The organism is Stenotrophomonas sp. YJH_SMC_19 (assembly GCF_059367915.1).
In genome coordinates, this window is sequence record NZ_JCAFRI010000016.1 from 95,180 (window position 1) to 121,315 (window position 26,136).

Annotated in this window: 24 protein-coding genes and 7 tRNA genes; 13 read left to right on the forward strand and 18 right to left on the reverse strand. The window is 66.3% G+C overall.

All coding sequences use genetic code 11. The features are described 5' to 3' along the window. Positions 1–7: 7 nt before the first annotated feature. The 4 genes from AC5P5R_RS16015 to AC5P5R_RS16030 form a co-directional block, all read right to left on the reverse strand. Positions 8–1,441 carry a DcaP family trimeric outer membrane transporter gene (locus AC5P5R_RS16015; RefSeq protein ID WP_100438624.1) on the reverse strand — a complete coding sequence of 478 codons (1,434 nt, stop codon included), beginning with the start codon at positions 1,439–1,441 and terminating at the stop codon, positions 8–10. Positions 1,442–1,953: 512 nt separating this feature from the next. After that, positions 1,954–2,796, reverse strand: coding sequence for a thiol:disulfide interchange protein DsbG (gene dsbG, locus AC5P5R_RS16020; protein ID WP_100438625.1), 843 nt, complete (start codon positions 2,794–2,796; stop codon positions 1,954–1,956). 30 nt (positions 2,797–2,826) lie between these two features. Then, positions 2,827–3,630: a TlpA disulfide reductase family protein gene (locus tag AC5P5R_RS16025; RefSeq protein ID WP_100438626.1), complete on the reverse strand. Its 804-nt coding sequence runs from the start codon at positions 3,628–3,630 to the stop codon at positions 2,827–2,829. Between the two features lie 80 nt (positions 3,631–3,710). Beyond that, positions 3,711–4,778, reverse strand: a complete 1,068-nt coding sequence (locus AC5P5R_RS16030) for a GlxA family transcriptional regulator (RefSeq protein ID WP_005410072.1) — start codon at positions 4,776–4,778, stop codon at positions 3,711–3,713. A gap of 187 nt (positions 4,779–4,965) precedes the next feature. Here AC5P5R_RS16030 and AC5P5R_RS16035 point away from each other — a divergent pair, with 187 nt between their 5' ends. The 7 genes from AC5P5R_RS16035 to AC5P5R_RS16065 all read left to right on the forward strand — a co-directional run bounded on the left by AC5P5R_RS16035 (position 4,966) and on the right by AC5P5R_RS16065 (position 6,300). Next, positions 4,966–5,376: a heavy metal-responsive transcriptional regulator gene (locus AC5P5R_RS16035; RefSeq protein WP_100438627.1), complete on the forward strand. Its 411-nt coding sequence runs from the start codon at positions 4,966–4,968 to the stop codon at positions 5,374–5,376. An 89-nt stretch (positions 5,377–5,465) separates the two neighbouring features. After that, positions 5,466–5,541 (forward strand) — tRNA-Ala (locus AC5P5R_RS16040). 54 nt (positions 5,542–5,595) lie between these two features. Next, positions 5,596–5,671: transfer RNA gene (locus tag AC5P5R_RS16045), tRNA-Glu, on the forward strand. A 184-nt stretch (positions 5,672–5,855) separates the two neighbouring features. Further along, positions 5,856–5,931, forward strand: a tRNA-Ala gene (locus AC5P5R_RS16050). Between the two features lie 49 nt (positions 5,932–5,980). Further along, a tRNA-Glu gene (locus AC5P5R_RS16055) sits at positions 5,981–6,056 on the forward strand. A 45-nt stretch (positions 6,057–6,101) separates the two neighbouring features. Beyond that, positions 6,102–6,177 (forward strand) — tRNA-Ala (locus tag AC5P5R_RS16060). Between the two features lie 47 nt (positions 6,178–6,224). Beyond that, a tRNA-Glu gene (locus AC5P5R_RS16065) sits at positions 6,225–6,300 on the forward strand. Positions 6,301–6,465: 165 nt separating this feature from the next. Here AC5P5R_RS16065 and AC5P5R_RS16070 read toward each other — a convergent pair. Beyond that, on the reverse strand, positions 6,466–6,882 hold the full coding sequence (locus AC5P5R_RS16070) for a GNAT family N-acetyltransferase (protein ID WP_005410074.1): 417 nt from the start codon (positions 6,880–6,882) through the stop codon (positions 6,466–6,468). A gap of 77 nt (positions 6,883–6,959) precedes the next feature. Between AC5P5R_RS16070 and AC5P5R_RS16075 the strand changes: the two genes are divergently transcribed. Next, the gene (locus tag AC5P5R_RS16075) at positions 6,960–7,916 is read left to right on the forward strand and encodes an SOS response-associated peptidase family protein (protein WP_111723012.1); all 957 of its coding nucleotides are present in this window, start codon (positions 6,960–6,962) and stop codon (positions 7,914–7,916) included. 10 nt (positions 7,917–7,926) lie between these two features. On the opposite strand, the gene AC5P5R_RS16080 is transcribed toward AC5P5R_RS16075, so the two are convergent. Continuing rightward, a complete protein-coding gene (locus AC5P5R_RS16080; RefSeq protein WP_099480105.1) occupies positions 7,927–8,307 on the reverse strand; it encodes a response regulator in 381 nt (126 codons plus the stop codon). A gap of 132 nt (positions 8,308–8,439) precedes the next feature. On the opposite strand from AC5P5R_RS16080, the gene AC5P5R_RS16085 reads away from it, so the two are divergent. Both AC5P5R_RS16085 and AC5P5R_RS16090 read left to right on the forward strand, forming a co-directional pair. Further along, positions 8,440–8,525: transfer RNA gene (locus tag AC5P5R_RS16085), tRNA-Leu, on the forward strand. 200 nt (positions 8,526–8,725) lie between these two features. Continuing rightward, entirely contained in the window at positions 8,726–10,159 is a 1,434-nt protein-coding gene (locus AC5P5R_RS16090) for a GGDEF domain-containing protein (RefSeq protein WP_100438684.1), read from the forward strand. Here AC5P5R_RS16090 and AC5P5R_RS16095 read toward each other — a convergent pair. Together AC5P5R_RS16095 and AC5P5R_RS16100 are read right to left on the reverse strand one after the other, a co-directional pair. Then, positions 10,156–11,982, reverse strand: a complete 1,827-nt coding sequence (locus AC5P5R_RS16095) for a methyl-accepting chemotaxis protein (protein ID WP_329751246.1) — start codon at positions 11,980–11,982, stop codon at positions 10,156–10,158. The genes AC5P5R_RS16090 and AC5P5R_RS16095 overlap by 4 nt on opposite strands. Positions 11,983–12,236: 254 nt before the next feature. Continuing rightward, a complete protein-coding gene (locus AC5P5R_RS16100; protein ID WP_172476261.1) occupies positions 12,237–12,782 on the reverse strand; it encodes a GNAT family N-acetyltransferase in 546 nt (181 codons plus the stop codon). Positions 12,783–12,934: 152 nt separating this feature from the next. On the opposite strand from AC5P5R_RS16100, the gene AC5P5R_RS16105 reads away from it, so the two are divergent. Together AC5P5R_RS16105 and AC5P5R_RS16110 are read left to right on the forward strand one after the other, a co-directional pair. Next, positions 12,935–14,023 carry a DUF5694 domain-containing protein gene (locus AC5P5R_RS16105; RefSeq protein WP_087803652.1) on the forward strand — a complete coding sequence of 363 codons (1,089 nt, stop codon included), beginning with the start codon at positions 12,935–12,937 and terminating at the stop codon, positions 14,021–14,023. Between the two features lie 61 nt (positions 14,024–14,084). Then, positions 14,085–14,375, forward strand: coding sequence for a putative quinol monooxygenase (locus AC5P5R_RS16110; protein ID WP_100438686.1), 291 nt, complete (start codon positions 14,085–14,087; stop codon positions 14,373–14,375). On the opposite strand, the gene AC5P5R_RS16115 is transcribed toward AC5P5R_RS16110, so the two are convergent. The 10 genes from AC5P5R_RS16115 to AC5P5R_RS16160 form a co-directional block, all read right to left on the reverse strand. Further along, complete coding sequence (locus tag AC5P5R_RS16115; RefSeq protein ID WP_012480609.1) at positions 14,317–14,619, reverse strand: hypothetical protein; 303 nt, start codon at positions 14,617–14,619, stop codon at positions 14,317–14,319. The two genes, AC5P5R_RS16110 and AC5P5R_RS16115, sit on opposite strands and share 59 nt — an antisense overlap. 62 nt (positions 14,620–14,681) lie before the next feature. Continuing rightward, a complete protein-coding gene (locus tag AC5P5R_RS16120; RefSeq protein ID WP_100438687.1) occupies positions 14,682–16,871 on the reverse strand; it encodes a PAS domain S-box protein in 2,190 nt (729 codons plus the stop codon). Positions 16,872–17,079: 208 nt separating this feature from the next. Continuing rightward, positions 17,080–19,467 (reverse strand): Tex family protein, encoded by a 2,388-nt coding sequence (locus tag AC5P5R_RS16125; RefSeq protein WP_059034719.1) that lies wholly within the window; start codon positions 19,465–19,467, stop codon positions 17,080–17,082. Positions 19,468–19,674: 207 nt separating this feature from the next. After that, positions 19,675–19,890: a hypothetical protein gene (locus tag AC5P5R_RS16130; protein WP_005410085.1), complete on the reverse strand. Its 216-nt coding sequence runs from the start codon at positions 19,888–19,890 to the stop codon at positions 19,675–19,677. Positions 19,891–20,605: 715 nt separating this feature from the next. Beyond that, entirely contained in the window at positions 20,606–21,058 is a 453-nt protein-coding gene (locus tag AC5P5R_RS16135) for a hypothetical protein (protein ID WP_100438688.1), read from the reverse strand. Continuing rightward, positions 21,055–21,258: a PspC domain-containing protein gene (locus tag AC5P5R_RS16140; protein WP_005410087.1), complete on the reverse strand. Its 204-nt coding sequence runs from the start codon at positions 21,256–21,258 to the stop codon at positions 21,055–21,057. Before AC5P5R_RS16140 ends, AC5P5R_RS16135 begins: the two co-directional genes overlap by 4 nt. Positions 21,259–21,322: 64 nt before the next feature. Next, the gene (locus tag AC5P5R_RS16145; protein WP_005413813.1) at positions 21,323–21,691 is read right to left on the reverse strand and encodes a YfeK family protein; all 369 of its coding nucleotides are present in this window, start codon (positions 21,689–21,691) and stop codon (positions 21,323–21,325) included. A gap of 31 nt (positions 21,692–21,722) precedes the next feature. Beyond that, positions 21,723–22,790: a class III poly(R)-hydroxyalkanoic acid synthase subunit PhaC gene (gene phaC / locus AC5P5R_RS16150; protein WP_005410089.1), complete on the reverse strand. Its 1,068-nt coding sequence runs from the start codon at positions 22,788–22,790 to the stop codon at positions 21,723–21,725. Beyond that, positions 22,787–23,851, reverse strand: coding sequence for a class III poly(R)-hydroxyalkanoic acid synthase subunit PhaE (gene phaE / locus AC5P5R_RS16155; protein ID WP_100438689.1), 1,065 nt, complete (start codon positions 23,849–23,851; stop codon positions 22,787–22,789). The genes phaC and phaE overlap by 4 nt, the downstream gene beginning before the upstream one ends. A gap of 22 nt (positions 23,852–23,873) precedes the next feature. Next, positions 23,874–24,488 carry a CDP-alcohol phosphatidyltransferase family protein gene (locus AC5P5R_RS16160; RefSeq protein WP_005410091.1) on the reverse strand — a complete coding sequence of 205 codons (615 nt, stop codon included), beginning with the start codon at positions 24,486–24,488 and terminating at the stop codon, positions 23,874–23,876. Positions 24,489–24,831: 343 nt separating this feature from the next. Here AC5P5R_RS16160 and AC5P5R_RS16165 point away from each other — a divergent pair, with 343 nt between their 5' ends. Continuing rightward, positions 24,832–25,482, forward strand: a complete 651-nt coding sequence (locus tag AC5P5R_RS16165) for a class I SAM-dependent methyltransferase (protein ID WP_049449956.1) — start codon at positions 24,832–24,834, stop codon at positions 25,480–25,482. Positions 25,483–26,136 lie beyond the last annotated feature (654 nt).

Here is a 26,136-nt window from a genome sequence, read left to right on the forward strand (position 1 = left end):
CTGGCGCCTATTTGATGAAGTTGTATTGCAGGCTGCCCTGCACCCGGACCGTGTCGCCGCGTGCGCCGCCCTGCTGTTCCAGGCGGCCGTACAACAGCTCCATGCCCATCGTCCACGACGGCGCGGGGCTCCAGATCAGGTTGAATACGCCGTACCGGCTCTGCCGGAAGGCATCGGCCGCCAGTGCGGCGTTCCGCTCCAGGGTCAGCTGGCCGAAGATCAGGTTCGATCGCCACAACTCGGACCAGTAGTGGGTATAGCCGACGAAGCCGCCGTGCAGGTCCAACGCGTCGAGGCGGCCATCGGCACCGACCACCGCGTCCAGCCCGGAGCCGGTCAGGTCGGCGGTATAGCGGCTGAGGCCGCGTCCTCCCAGCGCACCGAACAGCAGCAGGTCGCGCTCGCCCACCGAGGCCGAGCCACTCAGCTGCAGGCCGCCGGCCATTCGCCGGTCGCGCTCGCCATCGCCGTCATAGGCCAGGCTGCGCGCCACCGCGCCCACCTGCAGGTGGCCCCAGTCGCGCTCCATGCGCGCGGTCACGGTTACGTCCGGCAGACGGTTCACCGCAGCCCGCTCATCACTGGCACCGGCAAGTTCAGTCTTAGGGTCTTCGGCCGCCACGGTCAGCGTGTTGCCCTTGCCCATCGTGAAGCTGTGGTGGATGCCGGCCACCAGCAGATAGCCGGCGCCGCCCGGCCCGGCGAAGTCCAGCGTGTCGGGCAGGCTGTCCGGGTCCATGAAGCTGGAGTAGCCATAGCCGGCATAGGTATTGCCGAGCTGTCCATAAGCATGCCGCAGGCGGAACTCGTAGCCATCGCTGCTGCCGAAGAAGTCGTTCTCCAGATAGAAGCGCAGGTTGCCGTGCGTGGTTGGACGCCGCGCCTCGAAGCTGAAGCGGGTCTGCTTGGCGTGGATGTTGAAGTTGGAGACATCGCGGTGGCTGCCGCCCACCGGCATCGACGAGGGAATGAACTGATCCTCGTCGCCGGCCGCGCGCGAATCGGCGATGGCATCCAGCTTGGCGTAACCGCCGATGCGGATCACCGTATCAGTGCCGGGTATGGCAAAGAACCCCTTCAGATCCGGGTCGGTCGGGCCCGCCGCACTGTCCGGTCGCGATGCCGCAGTGGACGGATCAGCGACCGAATCGCGCTGCGGCAGTACCGGCTGCGCCACACCCGGCACCTGGGTGCGATGGATCACGTCGGAAGGGGCGGCAGAGGCCATCGGCGCCATTGCAGGCGCGGCTGTTGCCTGCACAGGCGCAGCATCGCGCTGCTCAAGCCGGTCCAGCCGTTGCTGCATGCGTTCCAGCGCCTGGCGCATGGCGGCCATCTCGCGCCGCAATGCCTGCGCATCCTCTGCATCACCCTGTTGAGCGTACGCCGGCGTGATCGCCAGTGCCCCCAGGCATGCCAGACTCAGTACGGCCAAACGCATTGCATCCTCCCCTGACGAACACTCGCATCACGGTTCCGGAGCGCATGCATGCGCCGCCCTGGCTTCGCGTTGCCGTTGCTGGAAATGCGGGTACTGCGTCGACGACATCGGCCAGCCTGCGCACGGCAGGCAACAGGACGATGACACTGCCCCGCCTGCACCCATGTCGACTCCATCAAGGCCGCGCTGCCAGAGAGGTGGCGACCGCAGCGGTCTGGGTAACAAGCACAGAGTGAGAGTGTCGTGAATGGCTGTGCCGGCCGACGCTGATCAGGGCGTGGCGAGCGCGGCATCCATCGCGCATTGACGCTGTATTCCATGCGTCAAAGGCTAGTCCGTTTGTCGCTTTTGGCCTTGATTGGAATCAAGGCACGATGCTTGATCTCAGTCACGATTCAGACGTGACGACGAACAGACAATGCGCAAGCGGTTGTGTTCGCCTGGGGCAGGAACGCAACAGGCCCGCATGTCACCATGCGGGCCTGTGGTCTACATCATCATGCAGGCGTGGATCAGCGCGGACCAAGCACCGTCTGCAGGTCGCCGCCCTGCGGCAATCCGGCCCGGCGCTGCACCTGGCCCTGTGCATCCTGGAACAGGATGCCCGGGGTGCCCTGGAACCCCATTTCCAGCATCAACACCTGGTTGGCGTCGAGCTTGCCGGCGATCTCGCGGCTGATGTTCGGCAGCGCTTTGATGCCGCCACGGTCGAACTGGTGTTCGTTCTCCAGCAGCGCCGCGCTCGGATCACGTGCGGAGAGGATGGCTGCGGCCTTGGCCGGACTGTCCTCGCGGATCACACCCACCATGATGTGGCGCAACTGTACCTTGCCGGCGTCGACCCACGGACGGGCCGCCTCCCAGAACTTGTGGCAATACGGGCAGTTGGCATCGCTGAAGGTATAGACCACGCGGGGCGCGTCGGCCTTGCCATCACGTACCCAGGCGCTGGCTTCAAGCTTGGTCCACATTTTGGCCGACATCGGTGCGGCAACCAGCTTCTCGACCGCTTCGGCAGCCACATCATTACCTTCGGCATCGAACAGGCTGCCCACCAGTACGTGCTTGCCATCGGCCGTGACATAGGCCGCTGCAGGCTGCTGCCCTCCCACCACGCCAGCAAAACCGCGCAGGCCGTCCGGCGCATCGAACTCGGCAACGACCTCGAAGCCGTGCTTCTCGATGCCCTTCAGCACCGCTGGACGGTCGCCCTTGGCGGCAGATGCCGGAGCAGTCGTCGCCGACGCCGTAGCGGCCTTGCCCGGCGGCGTCTGTGCCTGGCTGCAGGCGGCCAATGCCAGCATGACCGGCAGCAGGAGCACCGCCGGGGCGGTGCGCAGGGAAATCGACAACATGGGAACTCCGTAGTGAGATGCCCGCGCAGGCTACCGCAGCCGGCGCAGTTTGTGTTCAAGGCCGGCCGCAGTCAGTTCGCCCAGGTGCAGTTCACGCAGGCGCCCATCGGCGTCGAAAAAGAGCGTGGAGGGATATGCCTGAACGCCGAGCACGGTGGAAGCAGCAGCGTCATCATCCAGCAGCACGTTGCCCAGCATCAGTCGTTGGCCGGCCAGGAAACCCTGGACCTCATCCAGGGTTTCACCCTGGTTGAGGAATACGAACTGCACGTCATCATGTGCCTGTTGTGCCGTCGCCAGCACCGGCATCTCACGCCGGCAGGGCCCGCACCATGTGGCCCACAGATTCAGCACCAGCGGCTTGCCGCGGAACTGCTGCAGATCGATACGATCGCCTTGAAGGTCCTCCACCTGCAGCGCCGGCAACGGCATCTGCCGCTCCTGCCATGCCGACAGCAACTGGCCACCAGCGACCCAGAACAACGCACCTACCAGTGCGCTCGTCAGCACCGGTGCACGCAACTGACGCCACGACCGCAGACGCCATAATCCCCACGACAGCCCGGCCACCAGCACCACCATCAGGTGATAGCCACCATCGGTGACCTGCAGAATGCTCCAGGGCTCCGAACGATAGAGCGCGAAATTCAGCACAACAAAACTGACACGACCACACAGCAGGCCGATCAGCAGCATGTCCAGCACCATGCCTGCTGCCGACGGCAGCGGCATTCCCACTGCCCTGCGCGGCCAAAGACGGGCAACGATCATGGCCAGCAACGTGCACATCAGGATCAACACCACCGGCATCGGTACCGGTCCAACACTCGACATCAGCCCACCTGTTCAAGTTCCACTGCCTGCATGGTCAAAGCGTCACGCCCAGGTTGCAAGCGCTCGCCCGCCACCCATTGTCAGGCCGCACTCCGCCCCAACTGCATTCCGGGGGACGCCTGCAGGCCGCGCAGACTTCCGGCCACCGACGGCATCAACGGTCGCTCCCGCCGCTTGCAGTTGACGTGGCGGCGATAGTTGGCCGGTGTCATGCCCACGATGCGGAGGAACAGACGCCGGAACGCGCTCTGATCAGCGTAGCCCACCCCCCAGGCCACCTCCTCGATGCCTGCGCCCTGCTGCAGCAGGGTCTGCGCCTTGGCAATGCGCAGCCGTTGGCAGTATTCGATCGGCCGCAGACCGGTCGCCCGGAGGAAGCGCCGCTGCAGGGTGCGCGGTTCCAATCCGGAAACCTCGCAGATTGCGGCCAGAGTGGCTCCTCGTGCCGCAGTGGTATGCAGCCAGCGCTGGGCCTTCAGTACATCGCGGTCACCGTGGGCGAAGTTGGCACTGAAACGCTCAAGATCCTGCTGGATTCCTGCGGGCACGACGATCCCGAGTTGTTGCGCGACCGCGCTCGCCACGCCCTGCCCGTGCAGCCGGTACAGCAAACGCAGCCCGAGGAAACGCCAGGCCTGCGATCCGCCAACCGTCAGCAGATCGCCATCGTCGACCAGCGCCCGCTCACTGGGCACCCAGCTCACCGCCTGCGCCTGCAACCCTGGATGTCGCCCCAGATCGGGGCCGCTGACCGTTCTTCCGGCCAGCAGTCCCGCACGGGCCAGTACACCGACCCCGTCGCTGGCAGCAGCCAGCAGGCTGCCCCCATCATAATGGGCCCGCAACCAGTCCAGCAGGACCTCTTCGGCGCGCAGACAGGCTCCGGGGCTGATCTGGCCGGGAACCGCGATCACCGCGGGAATGGCGGCGTCGAGCATTTCAGCACCCGCTATGCGGTGTACACCGGTCTGGCTGGCGGGAACGATCCAGCGGGTGACAAGCACACGCTTGAAGGGTCGGCGCTGCTGTTGCGCCAGGCGGTTGGCGACGTGGGCCATTTCGGCCAGCACAGAGGCGGCGGAGGGATCCCCTCCCGGATATTCGACCACCGCAACCTCTACGAATGCTTCGTTCCTGACTCCCTCCACAGACCACCTCCTCGGTTCGTTGCAGGCCATCGAACGGCCGGTTCAGGCGAAGGGTAGGAACAGGCCCATCTGCGGGGCTATGAAGAAAGTTGCAAAGTGGGCTGAATGCGCGCACCGAGCTGAAGCCTTGACTCTCGACCAGACTCCAGGCTTCACAATGGCCGGCAGGATCCGCAGGAAAGCTGCCATGAACATTGGTCAACTGGCCCGTCAGGCGGGCGTGCCGATCGATACGGTCCGCTATTACGAACGGCAGCAGCTGCTGCCGACGGCGGCGCGCTCGGCCGGGGGTTACCGCATCTTCGGCGAGCCGGATCTGCGCCGGCTGCGCTTCATCCGCCGCGCCAAGGCACTGGGCTTCAGCCTGGAGGAAATCGGAGAACTGCTCGCGCTCAGTGATCACCACCAGCAGGACATGGGCAGCGTGCGTGACACCGCGCAGGCCCGCCTGCAGGACATCGCACAACGGATGGCGGAACTGCAGCGCATGCACATCGCGCTGTCGCAGCTGGTCGACGCCTGCCCCGGCCATGGCGCGCTGGACCAGTGCCCGATCCTGGCCGCTCTGACCGACGACACCACCGCCGCAAGCGACTGACATCGGCTTCGCAACACGCGTGAAGAAAAGTGCAACAAATGCTTGCCAACCCCCTGGGGCAAGGCTATTATTTCGCTCCTCAGCGACGTGGGGCCATAGCTCAGCTGGGAGAGCGCCTGCATGGCATGCAGGAGGTCAGCGGTTCGATCCCGCTTGGCTCCACCAATCTTTCGGCATTAGGCCGTCGAAAGGTCGCTAAAGAACATTGATGAGAATTGCGTCCCCATCGTCTAGAGGCCTAGGACATCACCCTTTCACGGTGGCGACCGGGGTTCGAATCCCCGTGGGGACGCCACTCATCACGAACAACGAGGACCCGGCCGATAACCGGGTGTTTTTTGTTCACCGCCTACCGGCATTCAGGGTGTGGCGTTGCGGTTCCCCTGCCCTCGTGGCTGCGGTTGAACCGGAACGAAAAAAGTTCAAAAAAGACTTCCACAAACGTGAACACGCAGGTATGATAGGCGGCTCGGTAACACGGGGCCATAGCTCAGCTGGGAGAGCGCCTGCATGGCATGCAGGAGGTCAGCGGTTCGATCCCGCTTGGCTCCACCACTTTCGACATTAGGCCGTCGAAGGTTCTACAACTTGAAGTTTTTCGTGCGTCCCCATCGTCTAGAGGCCTAGGACATCACCCTTTCACGGTGGCGACCGGGGTTCGAATCCCCGTGGGGACGCCAGTTTCAAAACGGACTCTGCTCCCGGCAGATCATCCGGAGTTTCATGGGGCCATAGCTCAGCTGGGAGAGCGCCTGCATGGCATGCAGGAGGTCAGCGGTTCGATCCCGCTTGGCTCCACCACTTCGACATTAGGCCGTCGAAGGATCTACAACTTGAAGTTTTCGTGCGTCCCCATCGTCTAGAGGCCTAGGACATCACCCTTTCACGGTGGCGACCGGGGTTCGAATCCCCGTGGGGACGCCAATTCTTGAAAACCCTGGCTTCGGCCGGGGTTTTTCTTTGCCTGAGATTCCCGGGAAAGCCCTGTCCACGCATGGCGTGGATCTACTGCAGAGCCGGGATGGATCCGGCGGCCGGTTGGCCCAGTAGATCCATGCCACGCATGGATGGCCTCAGCCTGAACACACCTCAGAACCGGCGATACATCCCGATCGATGCAGGTGCGGTGGGTGCGAAACCAAACTGCGCATACAACCGGTGCGCTTCACCATCGGCCAGAAGGCTGACGTATGCAGACGGCGGCAGGTTCGCCTGCATCCAGCCATCCAGGCGACGCATCACTTCCTTGCCCAGGCCCTGCCCCTGCAGGCGCGGCAGCACGGCGATATCACAGACCTGCAGGTGGCACCCACCATCGCCGACGATGCGGCCCATCGCTACCAGCTCATTGCCCTGGTAGGCGCACACGCCATACAGGGTATTGGGCAGCGCGCGTGCCGCCGCCTCCTGGCTCTTGGCACTGAGGCCCGCCAGCACACGCAGCTGGCAATAGTCTTCGACCGTGGGGACAGCCTCGCGGAACTGGCAGCTGACGGAATCATTCATGCGGTATCTCCCTGTAGGTCGGGCTATCCTGCCGCATCCACGTCGCAACGACTGCGACCCAGGCCTGCAGAGTTCCCATGTGCTATTCCGCCCTGATCCGCGCTGACTACGCCAAGCTGGTCCGCGAGTTCGGTGCCATCCTGTCGCTGGAGGAGTTCGCCGAACTGTACGCGCACGATCCCGGCAAGAAGCGGCCGAAAACCCCCAAGACCATGGACGACGGCTTTGCCGGCGCGCGCACCGAACAGGGTCGCGACATCGTCGCGAAGATCCAGCAGTGGCATGCGCAGGAACGCCAGGCTCTGGAGGCGGAGCTGGCCCGCCAACGCGAGCGCCGCGATATCGCCCACGCGACGCTCGCCACCCGCCCCACCCAGAAGGCACGCAACGACCTGCGCGTGGCCGGCAACCGCATCGAGCGCGCCCAGGCCCGGCTTGAGGACCTGCACCGGGTACAACTACTGCCGCGCGACAACCGCATTTTTCCCGGCACCTACGCGCCGGTGATGGTCAGCGAGAGCGGCCGACGGGTGATCAAGCCGATGCGCTACCAATGCCGGCTGCCGGACAAGCCGGCACGCAACGACGTGCTCTACCCCGGCACCTACAACGCACGACGCGACAGCCTGGAAGGCTATTGGCGCGGCGCGTTCGGCCTTCGCCACGGCGTTGTCGTGGTGCAGGCGTTCTATGAGCACGTACCACGCCACGCGATCGCAGGGCGCGCGCTTGGCGCCAGTGAAAAGGAACAGGATGTGGTGCTGGAGTTTCGCCCCGACCCGCCCCGCGACCTGCTTCTGGCCTGCCTTTGGGCGGAATGGGAGGGGCCGGAAGGACGCCTGCTCTCATTCGCCACGATCACCGACACCCCGCCACGCGATGTCGCCGCGGCAGGTCACGATCGCGGCGTGATACCGATCCGCAGGGAGCATCTCGATGCGTGGCTCAACCCCGATCCGGACAACCTGGCCGGGCAGTACAGCATCCTCGACGACCGCGAGGACATCCGTTACCTGTACGAGGAGGCCGGCTGAAGCGCCGTTCTCACGCCGTTGCGCTGGAACGGCCCACCGCACGGCTCAGCGCCCGGGTCAGGTCCGCCGACAGATACGGCTTGACCAGCAGTACTCCGGACAGCATAGACTCGGGCAGCTGCTCAGCCAGCATTCCGGTGGCAAGCACGAACGGTACGCCTCGCGCCGACAATGCTGCCGCCACCGGCTCGCTGGTCTCGTTGCGGGCCAGGCGATAGTCCAGCAGGGCCACATCGGGGACCGAGTCTTCCAGCACGCACAATGCTTCAGCCACGCTCGCCGCCAACCCGACCACGGTCGCGCCGGCATGCACCAGCTGCATCTGCAGCAAGGCCGCGCTCATCTCGTCGTTCTCGACCACCAGCACCCTCAGGTCCTGCAACACTGTCATCGGCTATGGCTCCTGGAGGCATTCAAGCCGGCGCAGTATAGCCATCGCAGAGCCGATGCCGACAGGAAACGCCTCGATCTGCCTTGCCCCTATGAAAGCCCTGCCCTCCTCGGTTACACTCACACGCTGCCTGCCGGTGTGGCGGAATGGTATACGCAGCTGACTCAAAATCAGCCGGGGGTGACCCCATGAAGGTTCGAGTCCTTTCACCGGCACCACAGCATCAAAGGCCAGGTCCATGACCTGGCCTTTTGCTTTTCAGGCGATGCAGGCCCATGTAGCCGCTCCGGTGTCACTGTGCTGACGCAAAATTGCGACCGCTGACAGGGTTGCCGCTAGACGTAGTGCACACTTTTCTTGCCAGCCTCACGTACATCTGCCTATCGTGATCCCGCCGGATCCGGGGGTGGGGGACTGCATGACGTTGCGTGCTGCACTGTTTTTTCTCGTCACGCACGCGCTCGTCATTGCCTTTGTCGGCCCGCAGGACCCGGTCGGCTCCTACCTGATGCTGATCACCGCCCCGCTGCTGGCTGCACTGGCCTGCGTACGGCGTGCACGTGTCAGCCAGGCGGCCTGCCAGTGGCGACTGCTCGGCGCGGCCGTCGGCCTGTTCTCTCTCGCGCTGCTGGCCCTGCTGTACCGCAATGTGGCCGGCCTCGCCCCTGCGCAGATGACCGCCTCAACACTGATCCTGTACGTGTTCTACCGGATCCCCCTGACCTACGTCGCTGCAAGCCCCGGCGGCGGGAACCGCTACATCCGTGCGGTGGACCTCGGGATCATTGCCCTGCTTTGGCTGCTGTACTACCTGCATGCGCGGGCGATGGCGCCGCTGAACACCGCCTTGTGGACGCAGTGCCTGAACACCATGAGCGGCGTGCAGAACAGCCTGGTGTTCTGCTTCGCACTGATCCGTTTCCTGGCCGAGGACGATCCGGACCGCCGCGATTTTTTCCGGACGCTGACGATCTACGCGCTGGGCTACTTCCTGCTGGCCTTCTACATCAATACCTATCAGCCGCAGGTGCCCGACGGCAATTGGGGCGACCTGCTGATCAGTGGACTGTTCGTGCTGCTGGCCACCCTGGCGGGCAGCCATCGTCGCTGCCCGGCAGTGGAGGTATCCCGCAGCCTGCGGCGCATCGTCGATGCCGGCGTACCACTGATGCTGCCCTTGCTGCTGATGCTGGTGGCGCTTCTGGTCGCGCGCCTGCAGCCGACCCTGGCCACGGTCGGCTTCATCGGCTCCCTGCTCGGCTATGCGCTGCGCAGCGTGCTGAGCCAGATCGAGATCCAGCGCCAGCGCGATGAACTGGAAACGCTGGCGCGGCGCGATCCGCTGACCGGACTGGGCAACCGGCGCAGCTTCGATGAGTCGCTGGATCGGGCCCACCGCCGCGCGCGCCGCCAGGGCCAGGGCCTGGCGGTACTGATGATCGACATCGACCACTTCAAACGGCTGAACGACACCTACGGCCATCCGGAAGGTGATCGGCGCCTGCGTGCCGTCGCCGGCATCCTCGATGGCTGCCTGCAACGGGGCGACGATCTGCTGGCCCGCTATGGCGGCGAAGAGTTCATCGCCGCCCTGCCCTCGCCCGATGCCACCCACGCCCTGGGCCTGGGCGAACGGCTGCGCGCTTCGGTCGAAGCCGCAGCCCTGCCCGCCCCCGTTTCCAGCGTCACCATCAGCATCGGCGCGGCCTGGCAGGCACCCGGCGAAGACGGCGATCCGCGCGGCCTGGTCGAACGCGCCGACCAGGCCCTGTATCGCGCCAAGCATGCCGGTCGCAACTGCGTACGCGGCGACACCGAAACCAAGGAAGAACAGTCCGGTCGCCGCGCCTAGACCGCATGCAGCGCCGCCGCTCCGTGCCGATGCCCGGCGCCGCCCTGCAAGCGGAAGCTGGCCACCGTCTGCAGCAGCTGCGCCGACTGCTCTTCCATGCTGCGCGCCGCCGCCGACGCCTCCTCGACCAGGGCCGCGTTCTGCTGGGTGCCCTGGTCGATCAGATCGACGGCATGGTTCATCTGCTGGATGTCGTCGCTCTGCTGCTGCGAGGCAGTGCTGATTTCGGTCATCAGGTCGCTCACCCGGCGCACGTTGGTCACGATCTCGTCCATGGTGCGGCCCGCGCTCTCAACCTGCGCCGTACCGGCACCCACATTGGCAACCGACTCATCGATCAGGTGCTTGATCTCCTTCGCTGCGCTGGCCGAACGCTGCGACAGCTCGCGGATCTCGGTGGCAACCACGGCAAATCCACGGCCGTGTTCACCGGCACGCGCCGCCTCCACCGCTGCGTTCAGCGCGAGAATGTTGGTCTGGAAGGCGATGCCGTCGATCACCCCGATGATGTCGACGATGCGCCGCGACGAGGCATTGATCACCGCCATCGTTTCGACCACCTCATGCACCACACGGCCGCCGCGCGCAGCGACATCGGCGGCTCCACCGGCCAGCTGGCTCGCCTGGCGCGCGCTGGTGGCGGTGCGCTGCACGGTCTCGGCCAGGCCCTTCATCGACACCGCAGTTTCCTCGAGCGAAGCCGCCTGCTGCTCGGTGCGCTGCGAGAGGTCGCTGTTGCCCTGTGCGATTTCAGTCGCGCCGACTGCGATGGTGTCCGCGGCGAACTTGATCTGGCCGATGATCGCGGCCATCGCCTCCACCAGCGAATTCACGCCTTCGCACAGTTCGGCGATCAAGCCATTCTTGTCGGCGGTGGCCACGCGCTGGGTCAGATCGCCCTGCTTGGCCGCGGCCACCACCTCGCGGGTCTGCGCCACCGCGCGCTGCATGGCCTGGTTTTCATGCACCTGCGCGGTGATGTCGGTGGCGTACTTGACGACCTTGAACGGCTTGCCATTGAGGTCCAGGATCGGGTTGTAGGACGCCTGGATCCAGACCTCACGCCCGCCTTTGCCAAGACGCCGATACTGGCCGGCGTCATATTCGCCGCGCCCCAGTTTCTCCCAGAACTGGCGATATTCGATGCTGCTGCGATGCTCGGGCTCGACAAACAACGAATGGTGCTGCCCGCGCACTTCGTCCAGGCTGTAGCCGGTGGCGGCCAGGAAATTGTCATTGGCCGACAGGATGCGGCCATCCATGCTGAACTCGATCACCGCCTGCGACTTGGTGATCGCGGCCAGTTGCCCCGCCGAGTCGGCCGCCTGCAGCTTCTGCGCGGTGATGTCGGTCGCGAACTTGACCACCTTGTACGGCCGCCCCAGGCGGTCCAGTACCGGGTTGTACGAGGCCTGGATCCAGATCTCGCGCTGGCCCTTGCCGAAGCGGCGGTACTGTCCGGCGTCGTATTCGCCGCGCCCCAAGCGCGCCCAGAAGTCGCGGTATTCGGCGCTGCGCGCCAGCTCGGGGTCGACGAACAGGGAATGATGCTTGCCCTGGATCTCCTCCAGCCGGTAGCCCATCGCCTGCAGGAAATTGTCATTGGCCTGCAGGATGGTGCCGTCGAGCGCGAACTCGATGACGGCCTGCACGCGATGCAGCGCGGCCACCTGCGCTTCCAGCTCGGTGCGGTCGGTCATCGCCTTCTCTGTGCCGGTGCGTTGCTGCGGCGCCAGTGCGCCAAGCAGCGCACGCCACGGCGACCAACGGGTGTGCAGCTCGGCCGGCGCCTGCGCGCCTGCCGTGAAGCCTGGAATGAGCATTGTCTGATCCTCGGTGTCCGGTAAGCGGTTGTGACCCGACGGGCGGGATGCCCGGCGGCAACATCAGTTGCCAGGGACTACAGGTGCCAACGGCACCTCTCGAGCGACTGCCAAGAACGTCTGCTGCGGGTGCGATCGGCATCTGGGAGCGGCGGAACACACTGCGCGGACCGCCCATCGGGGGCAGCCTGGGGTCCTGCGGCGGGTGACTGGAGCGGGATCCAGAGGGAGTATCGGCGATGCCGTCAGCCGCTTTAGCGGGATTCCGCGACGTCCGTCGCAACTCCGTGCATTGCAGCCGGAATGCGGTAGACGATTGCCGTGTACTTCACGCCCTGCTCACGTGCTACAGGCAGTCCCCCGAGGGACTCAGCGAGGGAACGGCTGGACCGGTTCTGCTCGGCCACCGGATAGCGGAACGCAGCACAGCGCAGGCGCCCTGAGGCGGCCGACCACACCGCCGCCACGGCTTCGCGACCATAGCCGTGCCCATGCATCATTTCTGCGATCCAGATGCCCAGTTCGGGTTCTGCGTCACGGGCTCGATGCAGGCCTGCCAGGCCAAGGAATACACCATCCTCGCGCCTGCGGATCACGAACGTGATGTCGGTCCCGTCGGCGATGGTGGGCAGCCACGTTCGCCAGACAGCAGCAAACGCCTCCTTCGACGGCGGCGGCTCGAAGGACATGTAGCGGGTCAGCCCGGGGGTGATTCCCGCAAATGCCTCGTCGGCGTCACCGGGCATGAATGGCCGGAGGTGCAGCCGCGGACTGTCGATGGTCCAGTCGTCGGACGTCATGTTCTGCATTGCCTGAGCGCTGGGTACAGCATCGCTCAGCAGAAGGATGCAGCTCAAGGCAAAAAGGTTTACATGACCAATGCGGGATTCCGCGGCAGGAGAATATGACCAGCATGAAGGTCCCGCAGGATGCTCATCGACATGGAGATCGCATGTTCCCTCGCTTTGCCAGCCTTCTCTTCCTGGCCGTGTGCAGCAGCAGCGCGCTGGCCAACGACACCGCCTATCGACCGGCCTTCCACCCGGACCAGCTGAAGGGACCGCCCGCAGGGCGCCCGAACGAAGTGCTGGTGCTGGGCAGCCCGCACCTGTCCAGCCTGCCGGAGACCTTCACGCCGGCGATGCTGGAACCTCTGCTGCAGCGTCTGGAAGCCTGGCGGCCCACCGCGATCGCAGTGGAGAACCTGTCCGGCCTGCAGTGTGACTTCATGCGCCGCAATCCGGCCCGATACGCCGACAGCGTAGCGGACTACTGCGTCGATCCGGCACCGGCGCAGGCCGCCACCGGCCTGGACGTGCCCAGCGCCAACGTGGAGATGGAACGCCTGCTTGCGGATTGGCCGAAGGCGCCAACCGCTGCCCAGCGACGCCGATTGGCCGCAGTGTTCCTGGCTGCGGGCGAGAGCAGCTCGGCAGTCGTCCAATGGCTGCGGCTGCCCAGCGAAGAGCGACGTGCCTCGGACAGCCTGACACCGGAGCTGGTGCAGTTCCTCGACACGCGCATGGCACGCCGCAACGAGGCCGGCCTGGTGGCCGGCGTCCTCGCCGCGCGCCTGGGGCTGGAGCGGCTGTGGGCGGTCGACGACCACACTGCGGATTCGCCTACACCGGAATCGCAGCAGAAGGCCTACGCTGCCGCCATACGCGGTGCCTGGGACAATTCCTTCGCCAAAGCGCGCAGGGCGGCCGATGAACGACTGGAAGCCAATCTTGCTCAACCGGATGGATTGCTCGCGATGTATCGCGCCTACAACGCACCCGAGGCCGCGATGCTAGCCTTCAACAGCGATTTCGGCGCGACGCTCGTCGAACCCTCGCCGGAAGGCTTCGGCCGCAACTACGTGGGCTACTGGGAAACCCGCAACCTGCGCATGGTCGCCAACATGCGCGACGTGCTCGGCCAGCACCCGGGCACCCGCATGCTGACCATCGTCGGTGCCTCGCACAAAGGCTACTACGAGGCCTACCTCAACCAGATGCACGATGTGCAGCTGGTCAGTGCGGACGCAGTATTGCGTTGACGGGATGGGTGCCGGCCACCCGCCGGCACTATCCTGCAGGGCCCCATCCAGAGGTGCCTGCATGCTCAAGGTCATGGCCGAAGACTTCATCCATCCCGATGCCGTGGACACCGTGCTTCCGCTGTACCGGGAACTGGTCGCGTGCACGCAGCGCGAGCCGCTCTGCCTCGGCTATGAACTGTTCGTGGACCAGAAGGATCCCGGGCACTTCATCTTCATCGAGCAATGGCCTGACCGCGCCGCCCTGGACATCCACTGCGCCAGCGAACATTTCCAGCGGCTGGTGCCGCAGATCAGTGCCTTCCAGCGCGCGCCATGCCGGTTCCTGCTGATGGATGCTGCGCCTCTGTAGTGCCGGCATCAACGCGACGGTGATCCCGGCGCCTGTGCCGCCACAGCACCAGGCTGGCCGCCACCGTGCACGCCAGGGTGAGGGCCAGCAGCGCCACCACGCTCGCCTGCAGCACCGGCAACATTGCCTGGGCGAGACGGTCCTCACGCACCTCCTCCAGCCGGAGCCCGGCCGCCAGGGCCAGGCACCAGCCGACCAGGGCCGGGGCGAAGGCACGCACCGCCATCGGGTTGCAGACATTCATGGGATCACCTGTAAGAGAGGAGGTGCGCGGAGTATTTGCGCCCGCCCTCTCACAGGCTGAGATCAGCCCTCGACGACCTCGGAATCATCGCCCGGCAGCTCACTGGCCTCGCCCTGCACCTGCACGTTGTTGCGGCCCATCGCCTTGGCCCGGTAACACTGGGCATCGGCCGCGGCCACCGCCTGGTCCACGCTCATCCCCCCGGCCAGCGGCGCGATGCCGATGCTGGCCCCTACCCGCAACCGGTCCTGGTCCCACGGAATCGACAGCGACGCCAGGGTGTGCAGCAGCTCGCCGCCAATGCGCGCTGCACGACGCGGCGTGCAACCGGACAGGATCACCGCGAACTCATCGCCGCCCAGCCGCGCCACCACATCCGAATCGCGCACCCCGTGACGCAGAACGCTGGCCACCGCCCAGAGCACCGCATCGCCAGCCAGATGGCCCCAGGTATCGTTGATCGGCTTGAACCGATCCAGATCGATGTACATCAGCGACGCGGCCTGGCCGGTACGTTCGACACGGGTGATCGCCTGCTGCAGATGCACCTCGAAGCCACGGCGGTTGCTCAGTTCGGTCAGCGGATCGATCTCGGCCAGATGACGCGCCTCGCGCTGGCGGGCACGCTGCTGGGTATCGTCGCGCAGCACCCAGACCGCGCCTCGCACGTGGCCCTCGTCATCGCGCAACCAGGCGCGGGTCAGGTCCACCGGCACCGTGGCGGCACCCAGACGCAGCAGCAGGTCGGCATGCAGGTCGACCGCATTGCTGTCCGGATCCAGCAGTACCGACACGTCCAGCACCGAACCCGGCGCGTATTCGGTGGTCAGCGCCAGCACATCCTGCACCTTGTGTCCGGCCAGCGACAACGCGCCATCGCCGGCCAACATGCGTACTGCAGCGGCATTGGCGTAATCGATACGGCCATCGAGGCTGACGCTCAGCACCAGGTCGGCCACGGCATCCAGGGTGATGCGGCTGCGCTGTTCGCTCTCGAACAGCCGCTGCTCGCTGCTGCGCTGGGCGGTGATGTCCTGGATCTGCGACACGAAATGCAACGGCTCGCCATGCTCGTTGCGCACCAGCGAGACCGACAATCGGGCCCAGATGACCTTGCCATCGCGATCGAGATAGCGCTTTTCCAGGTGGTAGTGGCTGCGACGACCGGCCAGCAGGTCCTGCACCAGGGCCAGGTCGGTCTGCAGGTCATCAGGATGGGTGAGACGCTGGAAATCCACCTGCAGCAGCTCTTCCCGCGGATAGCCGAGGATCCGGCACAGCGCATCGTTGACGTCCAGCCATCGCCCTTCCAGTGACACCAGCGCCATGCCCAGCGCAGCCGAGGTGAACGCACCGGCGAACTTCTCCGCGGACAAGCGCGCTTCGGCCCTCGCCTGCAGGATCTCGGTGATGTCGATGGCCATCCCGACATAGCCGATGCGTACACCGTCGGCACCGTCCATGCGGCTGATCGAGAGGCGTACCTGGCGTGGCTGGCCGTCCTTGCGCAGCAGCGTCCATTGCCGCGAATAGGTCTGGCCATCGGCACGCGCACTGATTGCCTCGAACACATCTGGCAGTTGGCCATCGGCATCGGCCAGCGGTCGCAGCCAGGCATTCAGTTCCTGCGGATCGTGGAAGGCATCCAGCCGGCGCTGGCCGACCACATCCGCCGCGCTGTAGCCCAGCAGGCGTTGCGCGCCCGTGTTGAACAGGGTGATGGTGCCATCGATATCGGTGGCGATCACCGCCACCTCGTCGGAGGCATCGACCACGGCCTGCAGGCGTTGCCGTGTTTCGGCCGCATCCTGTCGGGCCTGCTGCAGCTCGGTCACGTCGGCATGCGCGCCGGCCATCCACAATGGTTTGCCCTGCCCGTCCCATTCGAAGACGCGGCCACGGTCCTGGATCCATATCCACTGGCCATTCTTGTGGCGCATCCGCAGCAGGCACGCGTAGTTGTCGGTGCGCCCCTCGAAATGCTCGTCCAGTGCGGCGTCCGACAGCGCTATGTCATCGGGATGGACCAGCTTCAGGAAGGTCTTCTGGCAGACCGGCTCCAGCTCTTCCAGGCGGTAACCGACAATCTCGGCCCAGCGCGCGTTGACCCGCATCTCGCCGTTCTGCACGTTCCATTCCCAGGTGCCCGCGGCGGTGCCATCGATGATCATCGCCAGCCGCCGACGCTCTTCGGCCAGCGCCTGCAGGCGGCGCTCCAGCAACCCGTTGCCGTTGGTGCCCTGGCCCGCCATCACCGCTGCCCCCGGCCCGCGCAGGCAGGCAGCGGCCGCAGCGCGACGCTGCAGACCTCAACGAAGACGACGGGTCCTGCTGGCGTCATGGCCCTCCCCAGCGACAGCGGGGTGGCCGGACGCCTCCCCTCAAGCGCAAGTGTGCGCAATCACGGGGAAAATCGACAAGTCCCCCGCCACGAATCAAGCGTGACGGGGAACACGGTCCTCAACTACGCTTGGCGCGGGCGAAGGCCTCGGCCAGGGCGTTGTTGGCCGGCGGCGCGGACGCGGCGGGACGGCCGCCATTGCCCTGGCCCCGGTTCGGCCCGCGGTTCTGGCCGCCTGCATCCCGGCGCGGACCCTGCCCATGGCCGCGCTCATCACGCTGGCCCGGGCGGCTGGTGGCCTGCCCGGGGGTATCGTCCAGGCGCCGGGTCAGGGCAATGCGCTTGCGCGCCACGTCCACCTCCAGCACCTTCACCTTGACGATATCGCCAGCCTTGACCACGTCACGCGGGTCCTTCACGAAGGTGTCGGACAGCGCCGAAATGTGGATCAGGCCGTCCTGGTGCACGCCGATATCGACGAAGGCACCGAAGGCCGCCACGTTGCTCACCACGCCTTCCAGCACCATGCCCTCGCGCAGGTCCTTGATGTCCTCCACGCCTTCGGCGAAGCGCGCAGCCTTGAACTCCGGACGCGGGTCGCGGCCCGGCTTCTCCAGTTCCTTCAGGATGTCGCGCACGGTCGGCAAGCCGAAGGTGTCATCGGTGAACTGCTCGGCCTTCAGGCCACGCAGGAAGCTGCCATCACCGATCAGCGCCTTGATCGGGCGTGCGGTGCTGGCCACGATGCGCTCGACCACCGGATAGGCTTCGGGGTGCACCGCCGAAGCGTCCAGCGGCTGGTCGCCGTCGGCGATGCGCAGGAAGCCGGCGCACTGTTCGAAGGTCTTCTCGCCCAGGCGCGCGACCTTCAGCAGATCCTTGCGGCGCTTGAACGGGCCGTTCTCGTCACGATGGCGCACGATGTTCTCGGCCACCGTGGCCGACAGGCCAGACACCCGCGACAGCAGCGCGGCCGATGCGGTGTTCACGTACACGCCCACGGCATTCACGCAGTCCTCCACGCGCGCGTCCAGCGCCCGCGCCAGCCGGTACTGGTCCACATCGTGCTGGTACTGGCCGACACCGATCGCCTTGGGTTCGATCTTGACCAGTTCGGCCAGCGGGTCCTGCAGGCGACGCGCGATCGACACCGCGCCACGCAGCGACACGTCCAGCCCCGGGAACTCCTTGGCCGCGAACTCGGAGGCCGAGTACACCGAGGCGCCCGCCTCGCTGACCACGACCTTCTGCAGCTTCGGGTTGGCGGCAGCCTTGATCGCTTCGCCGGCCAGCTTGTCGGTTTCGCGGCTGGCGGTGCCGTTGCCGATCGCGATCAGTTCAACGTTGTGCTTGGCGCACAGTTGCTTGATCGTCTGCACCGACTGGTCCCACTGGCGACGTGGCTCATGCGGGTAGATGGTGTCGGTGGCCACCAGCTTGCCTGTGGCATCGACCACGGCGATCTTGCAGCCGGTGCGGATGCCCGGGTCCAGCCCAAGCACGGTCTTCGGGCCCGCCGGTGCGGCCAGCAGCAGATCCTTCAGGTTGTCGCCGAACACCGCGATGGCCTCAGCCTCGGCCTTCTCGCGGGCCTGGTTGAACAGGTCCAGCAGCAGATGGGTGTGCAGCTTGGCGCGCCAGGTCAGGCGGCAGGCGTCCAGCAGCCAGCGATCGGCGGCGCGGCCCCGGTCGGCGATCCCGGCCCTGCGCGCCACGCGGCCTTCGGCGTACTGGTGGCCGGCCTCGGCATCGCTGCCCGGGTCCAGTTCCAGGAACAGGATCTCTTCGCGGCGCGCGCGGAACAGCGCCAGCAACCGGTGCGAAGGAATCTTCGCCAGAGATTCGGCATGTTCGAAATAGTCGCGGTACTTGGCGCCTTCGGTTTCCTTGCCCTCGGCCACGCGGGCACGGATCACGCCGTTCTCTCCCAGCCAGGTGCGCAGCTCGCCGACCAGCGCGGCGTCCTCGCCCCAGCGCTCCATCAGGATCGCGCGCGCACCTTCCAGCGCGGCCTTGGTGTCGGCCACGCCCTTGTCGGTGTTGACGAAGGCGGCCGCGAAGGCCTGCGGGTCCTGCGTGGGATCGGCTAGGAGGCCATCGGCCAGCGGCTCGAGACCGGCCTCGCGGGCGATCTGGGCGCGGGTACGGCGCTTGGGCTTGTACGGCAGGTACAGGTCTTCCAGCCGGCTCTTGGTGTCGGCGGCCAGGATGTCGTTGCGCAGCTCGTCGCTGAGCTTGCCCTGCTCGCCGATGCTGGCCAGCACCGCCGCACGGCGCTCCTCCAGCTCGCGCAGGTAGGTCAGCCGGGTTTCCAGGTTGCGCAGCTGGGTGTCGTCCAGGCCCCCGGTCACTTCCTTGCGGTAGCGCGCGATGAACGGAACGCTGGCGCCCTCGTCGAGCAGGCCGACGGCGGCGCGCACCTGGGCGGACTGGGCACCGATCTCGTCGGCGATGGTCTGGGCGATCTGCTGGGCGAGCGCGCTCTGGGCGTTCTTGGCGTCGTGCATTGCTTCAGGTCTGTGCCGCGGTACGGGAAGATCCCATTCTGGCAATCCACGACGGAGCCGGACAAGGCATTGACAGGGGGCGAGGTTCAGCGGCGGGGCCGGAGTTGACGCCGGCATCCTGGCGGAGAGAGGGCTCGGACTGGCCCTGGGCTGGGATGCCGGCGCGGGCGCGCGATGGTGGGCGCGCCCTGCCGCGTGTTGCGAAGGTCAGCGGTAGTGGCGGGCGGCGCGCTGCATGACGATCTCGTCACGCATGCCTTCCAGGGCCATCAGGCGGACCTTGCCGACACCCTGCAGTTCCATGAACCGCTCCGTGTAGAACTCCGGCCCCAGCGCGGTGTCGGCGCGGGATTTGCTGAAGCCGTAGGGCACCACGCCCTTCTCGCCATCCTTGCTACCACCGACATAAAGAACGATTGCCATGTGATGTATTCCTCCAAATTGCTACTGCGTACTGCACTCGATGAACGATGCTGCGAGCTCATCGAGGGAGAGCTTACCGCGTCGAACCTGACTGGAACGTCACGAAGGCTAATGACGATCGGTTGCATGCAGATGACTGCGGGATCGCAGCAGAATGCTTACGGATCTTTAACTTCCGGCTAACGAATCCGTGGCGGATTCCCGCCAACGGCGCAGCCCCTCGTGGGTGGTCGTGTAACGCGTTTCATGTGATTGGGCCGGGCGGGGTGGGTGCGCAGGACACGCCGTGAATCCGTCCCTGGGGGCTCGATGGCGCCATCCATGGCGCCAACGGTCCCGCGCACCCACCCCGCCCGGCCCCTGACAGTTTTTCGGGCACGTTCACCCACGGAAAAGAAAAAAGAAGATCAAAAGCAAAAACGGCTTGGCCGGCTGACTTGTTGCTTCCTGTAGAGACCAGCCATGCTCGGATCGCGAGCAAGCGCAGCGCGCGACCCGCTTTTGCTGTTCTTTGTTCTCTTCCGTGGCTTGGCGCGCACGGGAACTGTCAGCGGCCGGGTGGGTGGGGGTGGCGGGGTATCCGCGGCATGGATGCCGCAGCTAAGCCCCCATGGATGGGTTCACGGCGTCCCCGCCGGCCCCACCCACCCGGCCAGCCCCCAGGAAGCAGGCATTCCGCGACCAAGCCACGAGGGGCTGCGCCGTTGGCTGGAAACTACGGCCACCAACCGTGCCCGAACCGGGCGAAATGATCGGCCGCCCGTTCGAACGGATTGCGCGCACTCACCCCGCCGCACAGCAGGTACACCGGCAGGTACAGCGGGCCCAGCACCATGTACTGGTACACGTGCGCCCGTTCGTGATCATCCAGCCGGATCAGCGGCTCCACGCCCCACCCTGCCTGATGCGCATAGGTGCGGCAGGAAATGCCCAGGTCATGGCCGGTGTGCAGGATCACGTTCCCCAGGGTGATCGCCCCGCCTGGCCCCCACGGCCAGTGGTCGAACACCAGCGCGCAGTCACGGCCGCTCCAGCGCAATGTCGCGCCGCCGAGCATGCCGGCCAGGCCGCCGATCACGCCGAGCAGGGAATTGGGTGACGTCCACACCGCGCCCAGCACCTGCAGCGCGCGCAGCCAGATCGGCCAGGGCGTTGCTCCAGTCTTCAATCGGCCTCGTTGGGGATCAGGAGCCACAGGATCAGGTAGACCAGGATGCCAGGGAAGGCGGCGGAGGCCAGCGAAACCAGCACGTAGATCACCCGCAGCAGGGTCGCATTCCAGCCGAAGCGATGGGCAATGCCGCCCATCACGCCGGCAATCATGCGGTCGTTCAATGAACGCGACAGCGTTTTGGGCGTGGTGTTCATGGCGGCAGCTCCGGGAAACGGACAAGGCAGTCGAACATGGCTCGACTCTACACTGCCCCCATGTCTACGGCGTGCGGTGGCGCAGGGCCTGCAGGCGTGCGCCGAACCAGGCGGCTGCGGTCTGTTCAGGCTGCCCCGGACACTGGATGCGGTAGGGTTTGCCACTCATGCTGCTCTGACTGGCAGCGCGCTCGATGAACTGCTCGGCGCTGTCCACCATGCCCTTTTTCAGCAGGTAATCGTACTTGCGCTGCAGGTGCGCGCGCGCGTCGCTGCCGTCGTACCAGCTGCCATTGCGCTGGAAACGGCATTGGGAGCCATCCAGGCTGGCGATCAGCTGGGCGATCTCCCGGCGTGCATCCGTACTGGGTGCGGCGTGGGCAAGTGGTGCTGTCAGCAGTGCCGCAAGAATCAACAAAATCCGGTACATCATCACCCCCAAGTCAGTCGAGCATGGCTTGACTCTACAGATCGCGCGCCTTCAACCAGCCATCGATCGTGGCCGGTACTTCGCGCTGCGCGCGGCCGGAAACGTAGATACCAATATGCCCACCACGGAAACTGGACTCGGTGTAGTCGTCCGTGCCCAAACGCCCGCGCATCGCGCGCGAGGCATCCGGTGGCACCAGATGGTCCTGCTCGGCATAGATGTTCAGCACCGGCAGCGTCACCTGCGACAGATCCACCGCTTCCTCGCCGATCCGCACCGTGCCGTTCACCAGCCCATTGCCCTGATAGAACTGCTTGATGAAATCGCGGAACGCCTCGCCCGCCAGGTCCGGTGAATCGAAGATCCACTTCTCCATGCGCAGGAAATCCTCCAGCGCGGCCTTGTCATCGAGGATGTCGAGCAGGCCGACGTACTTCTGCACGTTCAGGCGGAATGGCTTGAGCATCAGGTAACTGGCATTCATCAGGTCGGCCGGGATGTTGCCCAGCGTGTCGACCAGCAGGTCCACGTCCACCTGCCGCGCCCAATGCGAGAGCATGTTGTCAGCCGTCTGGAAGTCGACCGGGGTGACCATGGTGATCAGCTTGCCCAGCTTCTGCCGGCGCAGCGCGGCGTAGCAGAGTGCGAACACGCCGCCCTGGCAGATACCCAGCAGGTCCACCGGGCCACCACTGCGCGCACGCAGCGCATCGACCGCGCCGTCGATGTAGCGCAGCAGGTAGTCCTCCAAGGTCTGGAAGCGTTCGGACCTATCCGGGTAGCCCCAGTCCAGCACGTACACGTCCTGGCCCAGCGCCAGCAGCTTCTGCACCAGCGAACGGTCGGCCTGCAGGTCGACCATGTACGGCCGGTTGACCAGCGCGTAGACGATCAGCAGCGGTGTGCGCCGGGTCGGTGCCTGTTCGCCGACGAAGCGGTACAGCACCACCTTGCCGTCACGCCAGACTTCCTCGCGTGCGGTCACGCCATAGTCCACGTCTTCCACCTGCGGCAGCAGCTTCAGCCCTTCCATCAGCTTGCGCTGCATGGCCAGGGTTTCCTGCATCAGGTCATCGGCGTTGAAGCCCAGCGGTCCTTTCATCGGTCACGCGCCCGAGTGGAAGCGCGAGACGCAGCCTTCTTCGCAGACACCTTCTTTGCAGGCGCCTTCTTTGCCGGCGCCGCCTTCTTCACGGCTTTGCGCGCGGCCGGCTTCACCTTCGCCGGTGCCGGCTGCGACACCGGATCGACCGCGGCAGTCCCCGCCAGCACCGCCACCTGTGCCTGCAGGCGACGAAGGCTGCGCTCCAGTTCGGCAATACGGCGATGCGCGGCGTCCATCTCGCTGCGGGTCGGCAGGCCGATTCGCTCACTCATCTGTTCCACCTCGCGCTGCAGGCCGGCGCGCAGGCGCATCTGCGCGTTGCCCAGCGAGGCGTACACCTGCTGGAACGGTTCGGACATGGCGACCTTGGCGTAGGCCTCCTCGGCCACTTCGATCCACAGGTCGAACATCGCGCGGGCGCTGGTCAACTGGCTGCCGGGCTGTTCGTGCTCGACCAGACGCTGCTCGAACAACGCGAAGGCCTCGTCCAACGCCTGCCTGATCTGATCAACGTAGGCGCGCGAATGCTGCTGGTACTCCTCCTGCGCCCGCAGCAGCGCCTGCCAGCGCGCCTGGTGCTCGCGGCCGGGGCCGAACGCCGGGCTCTGCAGCCACGGGCCCGCCTGCAGCTGGAACTGCTGCAGCCATGCGGCGAATTCGGGCACGGTGGCGCCGGCGTGGGTGCTGCCACGGGCGCCCTGCAGCATCCACTGCAGCATGCCATCGCCCTGCCCCTGCACCGCCTCGCGCCAGGCCTGGGCCACCTCGGCACTGCTGGCGTCGCGGCCGGCAAATCGTGCGGCGACCTCCTGCATGGTGCCGTACCAGCTGCCGGCCTGTTCGCGGAAACGGCGCATGGCATCTTCCGGCGCGCCCTGCCCCTGTTCGGGCAACAGCTGGCTCCACCAGTCGAACAGCCGTTGCCAGCTGCCGGGGTCGCCGCCGGCCGGTGCACCGGGCGTGCTCGCGTGGCGCAGCGCATCGCCCCAGGCACCGAAGTACTGCCGCGCCAGCGTTTCGAAATCGCTGCTGCCGGCGTCGTGGGCCGAGCTGGTCATCGCAGGCCTCCGCAGGGCTGGCTCATGGCTTGGGGATACGCAGGGTCTTGCTGATCATCAGCGACCCGGACAGGGCGAACAACAGCACCATCGGGTGCAGCTGCCACGGGCCGATCTGCCACTGGCCGAACCAGAGGTCCTGGCCGATGGCATCGGTACCGGCGGCAATCGCCAGTACGATCACCAGCACCAGGCTGGTCGGGATCGGGGTGCCCTCGAAATACGTGACCTTGCCCTCGTCGCCGGCCAGCGCCTCGGCAGTGACGTTGTAGCGTGCCAGGCGGCTGACACCGCAGCAGACGAAGTAGCTCAGCACCAGCCAGTCCCAGCCGCCCTGCATGCCGCAGGCATAGGCCAGCGCCGCCGGCGCCACGCCGAAGGAGATCACGTCCGACAGCGAGTCCAGCTCGCGGCCCAGGGTGGAACTGGACTTGCGCCAGCGCGCGATGCGCCCGTCGAGCGCGTCGAAGATGAAGGCCAGCGGGATCAACGCCATGCCGAACAGCAGGTAGCCACGCTCGCCGTCCTGCAGGAAGCGCATCGCGGCAAAGACCGCACCGGTGCCGCAGAAAGCATTGGCCAGGGTGAACCAGTCGGCCAGCTGGAATTCGCGCAGCATCGAGAAGTGACGTTTCATGGGGTCTCACGGAGCATCAAGGCCCACAGGTTACCGCGAGCGCCGCCGCTGGCGACAGCACTGGCAGGACCCGCCTTCACCGCTCCCTCACCTGCCCTCACCGGCGGTGAATTTTTCGCCACCCATCTTGACAGCCTAGGGGGGTGGCGCCTGTCGCGGCTTATCCACAAAGTTGCCCACGCGTAATCCACACCCCCTGTGGACAACCAGATCTCACCGACTGCGACGCTGGACATTTTCTCATCACCCGGAAGCGGGGTTTCCCTACTTCCCAAGCCACAAGGTCGGCGCTATGGTCACCGGCGGACCCGCCGCCGCCACGTCCGAAACTCTGCAACGGACGATGATGATGCTGGATGCTCCCACCCTGGCCGCACAGCTGCGGCAGCCCCACGGCGAGGCCGCGCTGGCGGTGGCCGACTCGATGAACCGCAGCAACGGCGCACTCAACCTGGCCGCAATCGGGCTGCTGGCCGTCGGCGCCGGCGAACGGGTCCTGGAGGTCGGCCCGGGCAATGCGGCCTTCGCGCCACTGATGCTGCAGGCCACCGACAGCCACTATCTGGGCATCGAGCTGTCCACGGCCATGGTCGAGGCCGGCAACCAGCGGCTGGCCGACGCCGGGGTGGCCGAACGTGCGGCGATGCGACACGGCGACGCCCATGCACTGCCGGTCGCCGATGCCGCGATGGATGCCGCGCTGGCGGTCAACACCCTGTACTTCTGGCCGAACCTGGCCCCGGTGCTGGACGAACTGGCGCGGGTGCTGCGCCGGGGCGGCCGCCTGTGCCTGGCCTTCGGCGATGCCAGCTTCATGCGCAGCCTGCCATTCGCCGCCGACTTCCAGCTGCATGAGCTGGACGCGGTGGAGCTGGCGCTGCGGGTATCGGGCTTCCGCGTCTCGGCCTGGCGCAGCCACCGCGAATCCGCGGCCGGCAATGACGGCCAGACCCGAGAAAAGCACTTCCACCTGCTGCTGGCACAGCGGCACTGAAGTGGTAGCGCCGGCCTGCACCCAGCCGCCAGCGAGCAAAACAGAACACCCGTATCCGCGGCGGATGCGATCCGACCGAGTGGTAGCGCCGGGCGCTGGCCGGCTGCTCCGTCCATTGCGGATTGCCGGCCAGCGGCCGGCACTACCCAGCCTGCACCCGGCCGCCAGCGAGCAAAACAGAACACCTGCATCCGCGCCGGATGCGATCCGTCCGAGTGGTAGAGCCGGCCGCTGGCCGGCTGCTCCGTCCATTACGGATTGCCGGCCAGCGGCCGGCACTACCCTGCCTGCGCCCGGCCGCCAGCGAGCAAAACAGAACACCTGCATCCGCGCCGGATGCGATCCGTCCGAGTGGTAGAGCCGGCCGCTGGCCGGCTGCTCCGTCCATTGCGGATTGCCGGCCAGCGGCCGGCACTACCCTGCCTGCACCCGGCCGCCAGCGAACAAAGCAGAACACCTGCATCCGCGCCGGATGCGATCCGTCCGAGTGGTAGAGCCGGCCGCTGGCCAGCTGCTCCGGCCATTGCGGATTGCCGGCCAGCGGCCGGCACTACCCAACCTGCACCTGCCGCCAGCGAACAAAGCAGAACACCTGCATCCGCGCCGGATGCGATCCGTCCGAGTGGTAGAGCCGGCCGCTGGCCGGCTGCTCCG

Coding starts and splice junctions, on each gene's coding strand:
- AC5P5R_RS16035 (WP_100438627.1), top strand. CDS start 4,966: ATGAACATTGGTCAACTGGCCCGTCAGGCGGGCGTGCCGATCGATACG.
- phaC (WP_005410089.1), bottom strand. CDS start 22,790: ATGAAAGGACCGCTGGGCTTCAACGCCGATGACCTGATGCAGGAAACC.
- AC5P5R_RS16075 (WP_111723012.1), top strand. CDS start 6,960: ATGTGCTATTCCGCCCTGATCCGCGCTGACTACGCCAAGCTGGTCCGC.
- AC5P5R_RS16110 (WP_100438686.1), top strand. CDS start 14,085: ATGCTCAAGGTCATGGCCGAAGACTTCATCCATCCCGATGCCGTGGAC.
- dsbG (WP_100438625.1), bottom strand. CDS start 2,796: ATGTTGTCGATTTCCCTGCGCACCGCCCCGGCGGTGCTCCTGCTGCCG.
- AC5P5R_RS16080 (WP_099480105.1), bottom strand. CDS start 8,307: ATGACAGTGTTGCAGGACCTGAGGGTGCTGGTGGTCGAGAACGACGAG.
- AC5P5R_RS16115 (WP_012480609.1), bottom strand. CDS start 14,619: ATGAATGTCTGCAACCCGATGGCGGTGCGTGCCTTCGCCCCGGCCCTG.
- AC5P5R_RS16165 (WP_049449956.1), top strand. CDS start 24,832: ATGATGATGCTGGATGCTCCCACCCTGGCCGCACAGCTGCGGCAGCCC.
- AC5P5R_RS16130 (WP_005410085.1), bottom strand. CDS start 19,890: ATGGCAATCGTTCTTTATGTCGGTGGTAGCAAGGATGGCGAGAAGGGC.
- AC5P5R_RS16160 (WP_005410091.1), bottom strand. CDS start 24,488: ATGAAACGTCACTTCTCGATGCTGCGCGAATTCCAGCTGGCCGACTGG.
- AC5P5R_RS16070 (WP_005410074.1), bottom strand. CDS start 6,882: ATGAATGATTCCGTCAGCTGCCAGTTCCGCGAGGCTGTCCCCACGGTC.
- AC5P5R_RS16090 (WP_100438684.1), top strand. CDS start 8,726: ATGACGTTGCGTGCTGCACTGTTTTTTCTCGTCACGCACGCGCTCGTC.
- AC5P5R_RS16120 (WP_100438687.1), bottom strand. CDS start 16,871: ATGGCGGGCCAGGGCACCAACGGCAACGGGTTGCTGGAGCGCCGCCTG.
- AC5P5R_RS16125 (WP_059034719.1), bottom strand. CDS start 19,467: ATGCACGACGCCAAGAACGCCCAGAGCGCGCTCGCCCAGCAGATCGCC.
- AC5P5R_RS16145 (WP_005413813.1), bottom strand. CDS start 21,691: ATGATGTACCGGATTTTGTTGATTCTTGCGGCACTGCTGACAGCACCA.
- AC5P5R_RS16015 (WP_100438624.1), bottom strand. CDS start 1,441: ATGCGTTTGGCCGTACTGAGTCTGGCATGCCTGGGGGCACTGGCGATC.
- AC5P5R_RS16095 (WP_329751246.1), bottom strand. CDS start 11,982: ATGCTCATTCCAGGCTTCACGGCAGGCGCGCAGGCGCCGGCCGAGCTG.
- phaE (WP_100438689.1), bottom strand. CDS start 23,851: ATGACCAGCTCGGCCCACGACGCCGGCAGCAGCGATTTCGAAACGCTG.
- AC5P5R_RS16100 (WP_172476261.1), bottom strand. CDS start 12,782: ATGACGTCCGACGACTGGACCATCGACAGTCCGCGGCTGCACCTCCGG.
- AC5P5R_RS16105 (WP_087803652.1), top strand. CDS start 12,935: ATGTTCCCTCGCTTTGCCAGCCTTCTCTTCCTGGCCGTGTGCAGCAGC.
- AC5P5R_RS16140 (WP_005410087.1), bottom strand. CDS start 21,258: ATGAACACCACGCCCAAAACGCTGTCGCGTTCATTGAACGACCGCATG.
- AC5P5R_RS16025 (WP_100438626.1), bottom strand. CDS start 3,630: ATGTCGAGTGTTGGACCGGTACCGATGCCGGTGGTGTTGATCCTGATG.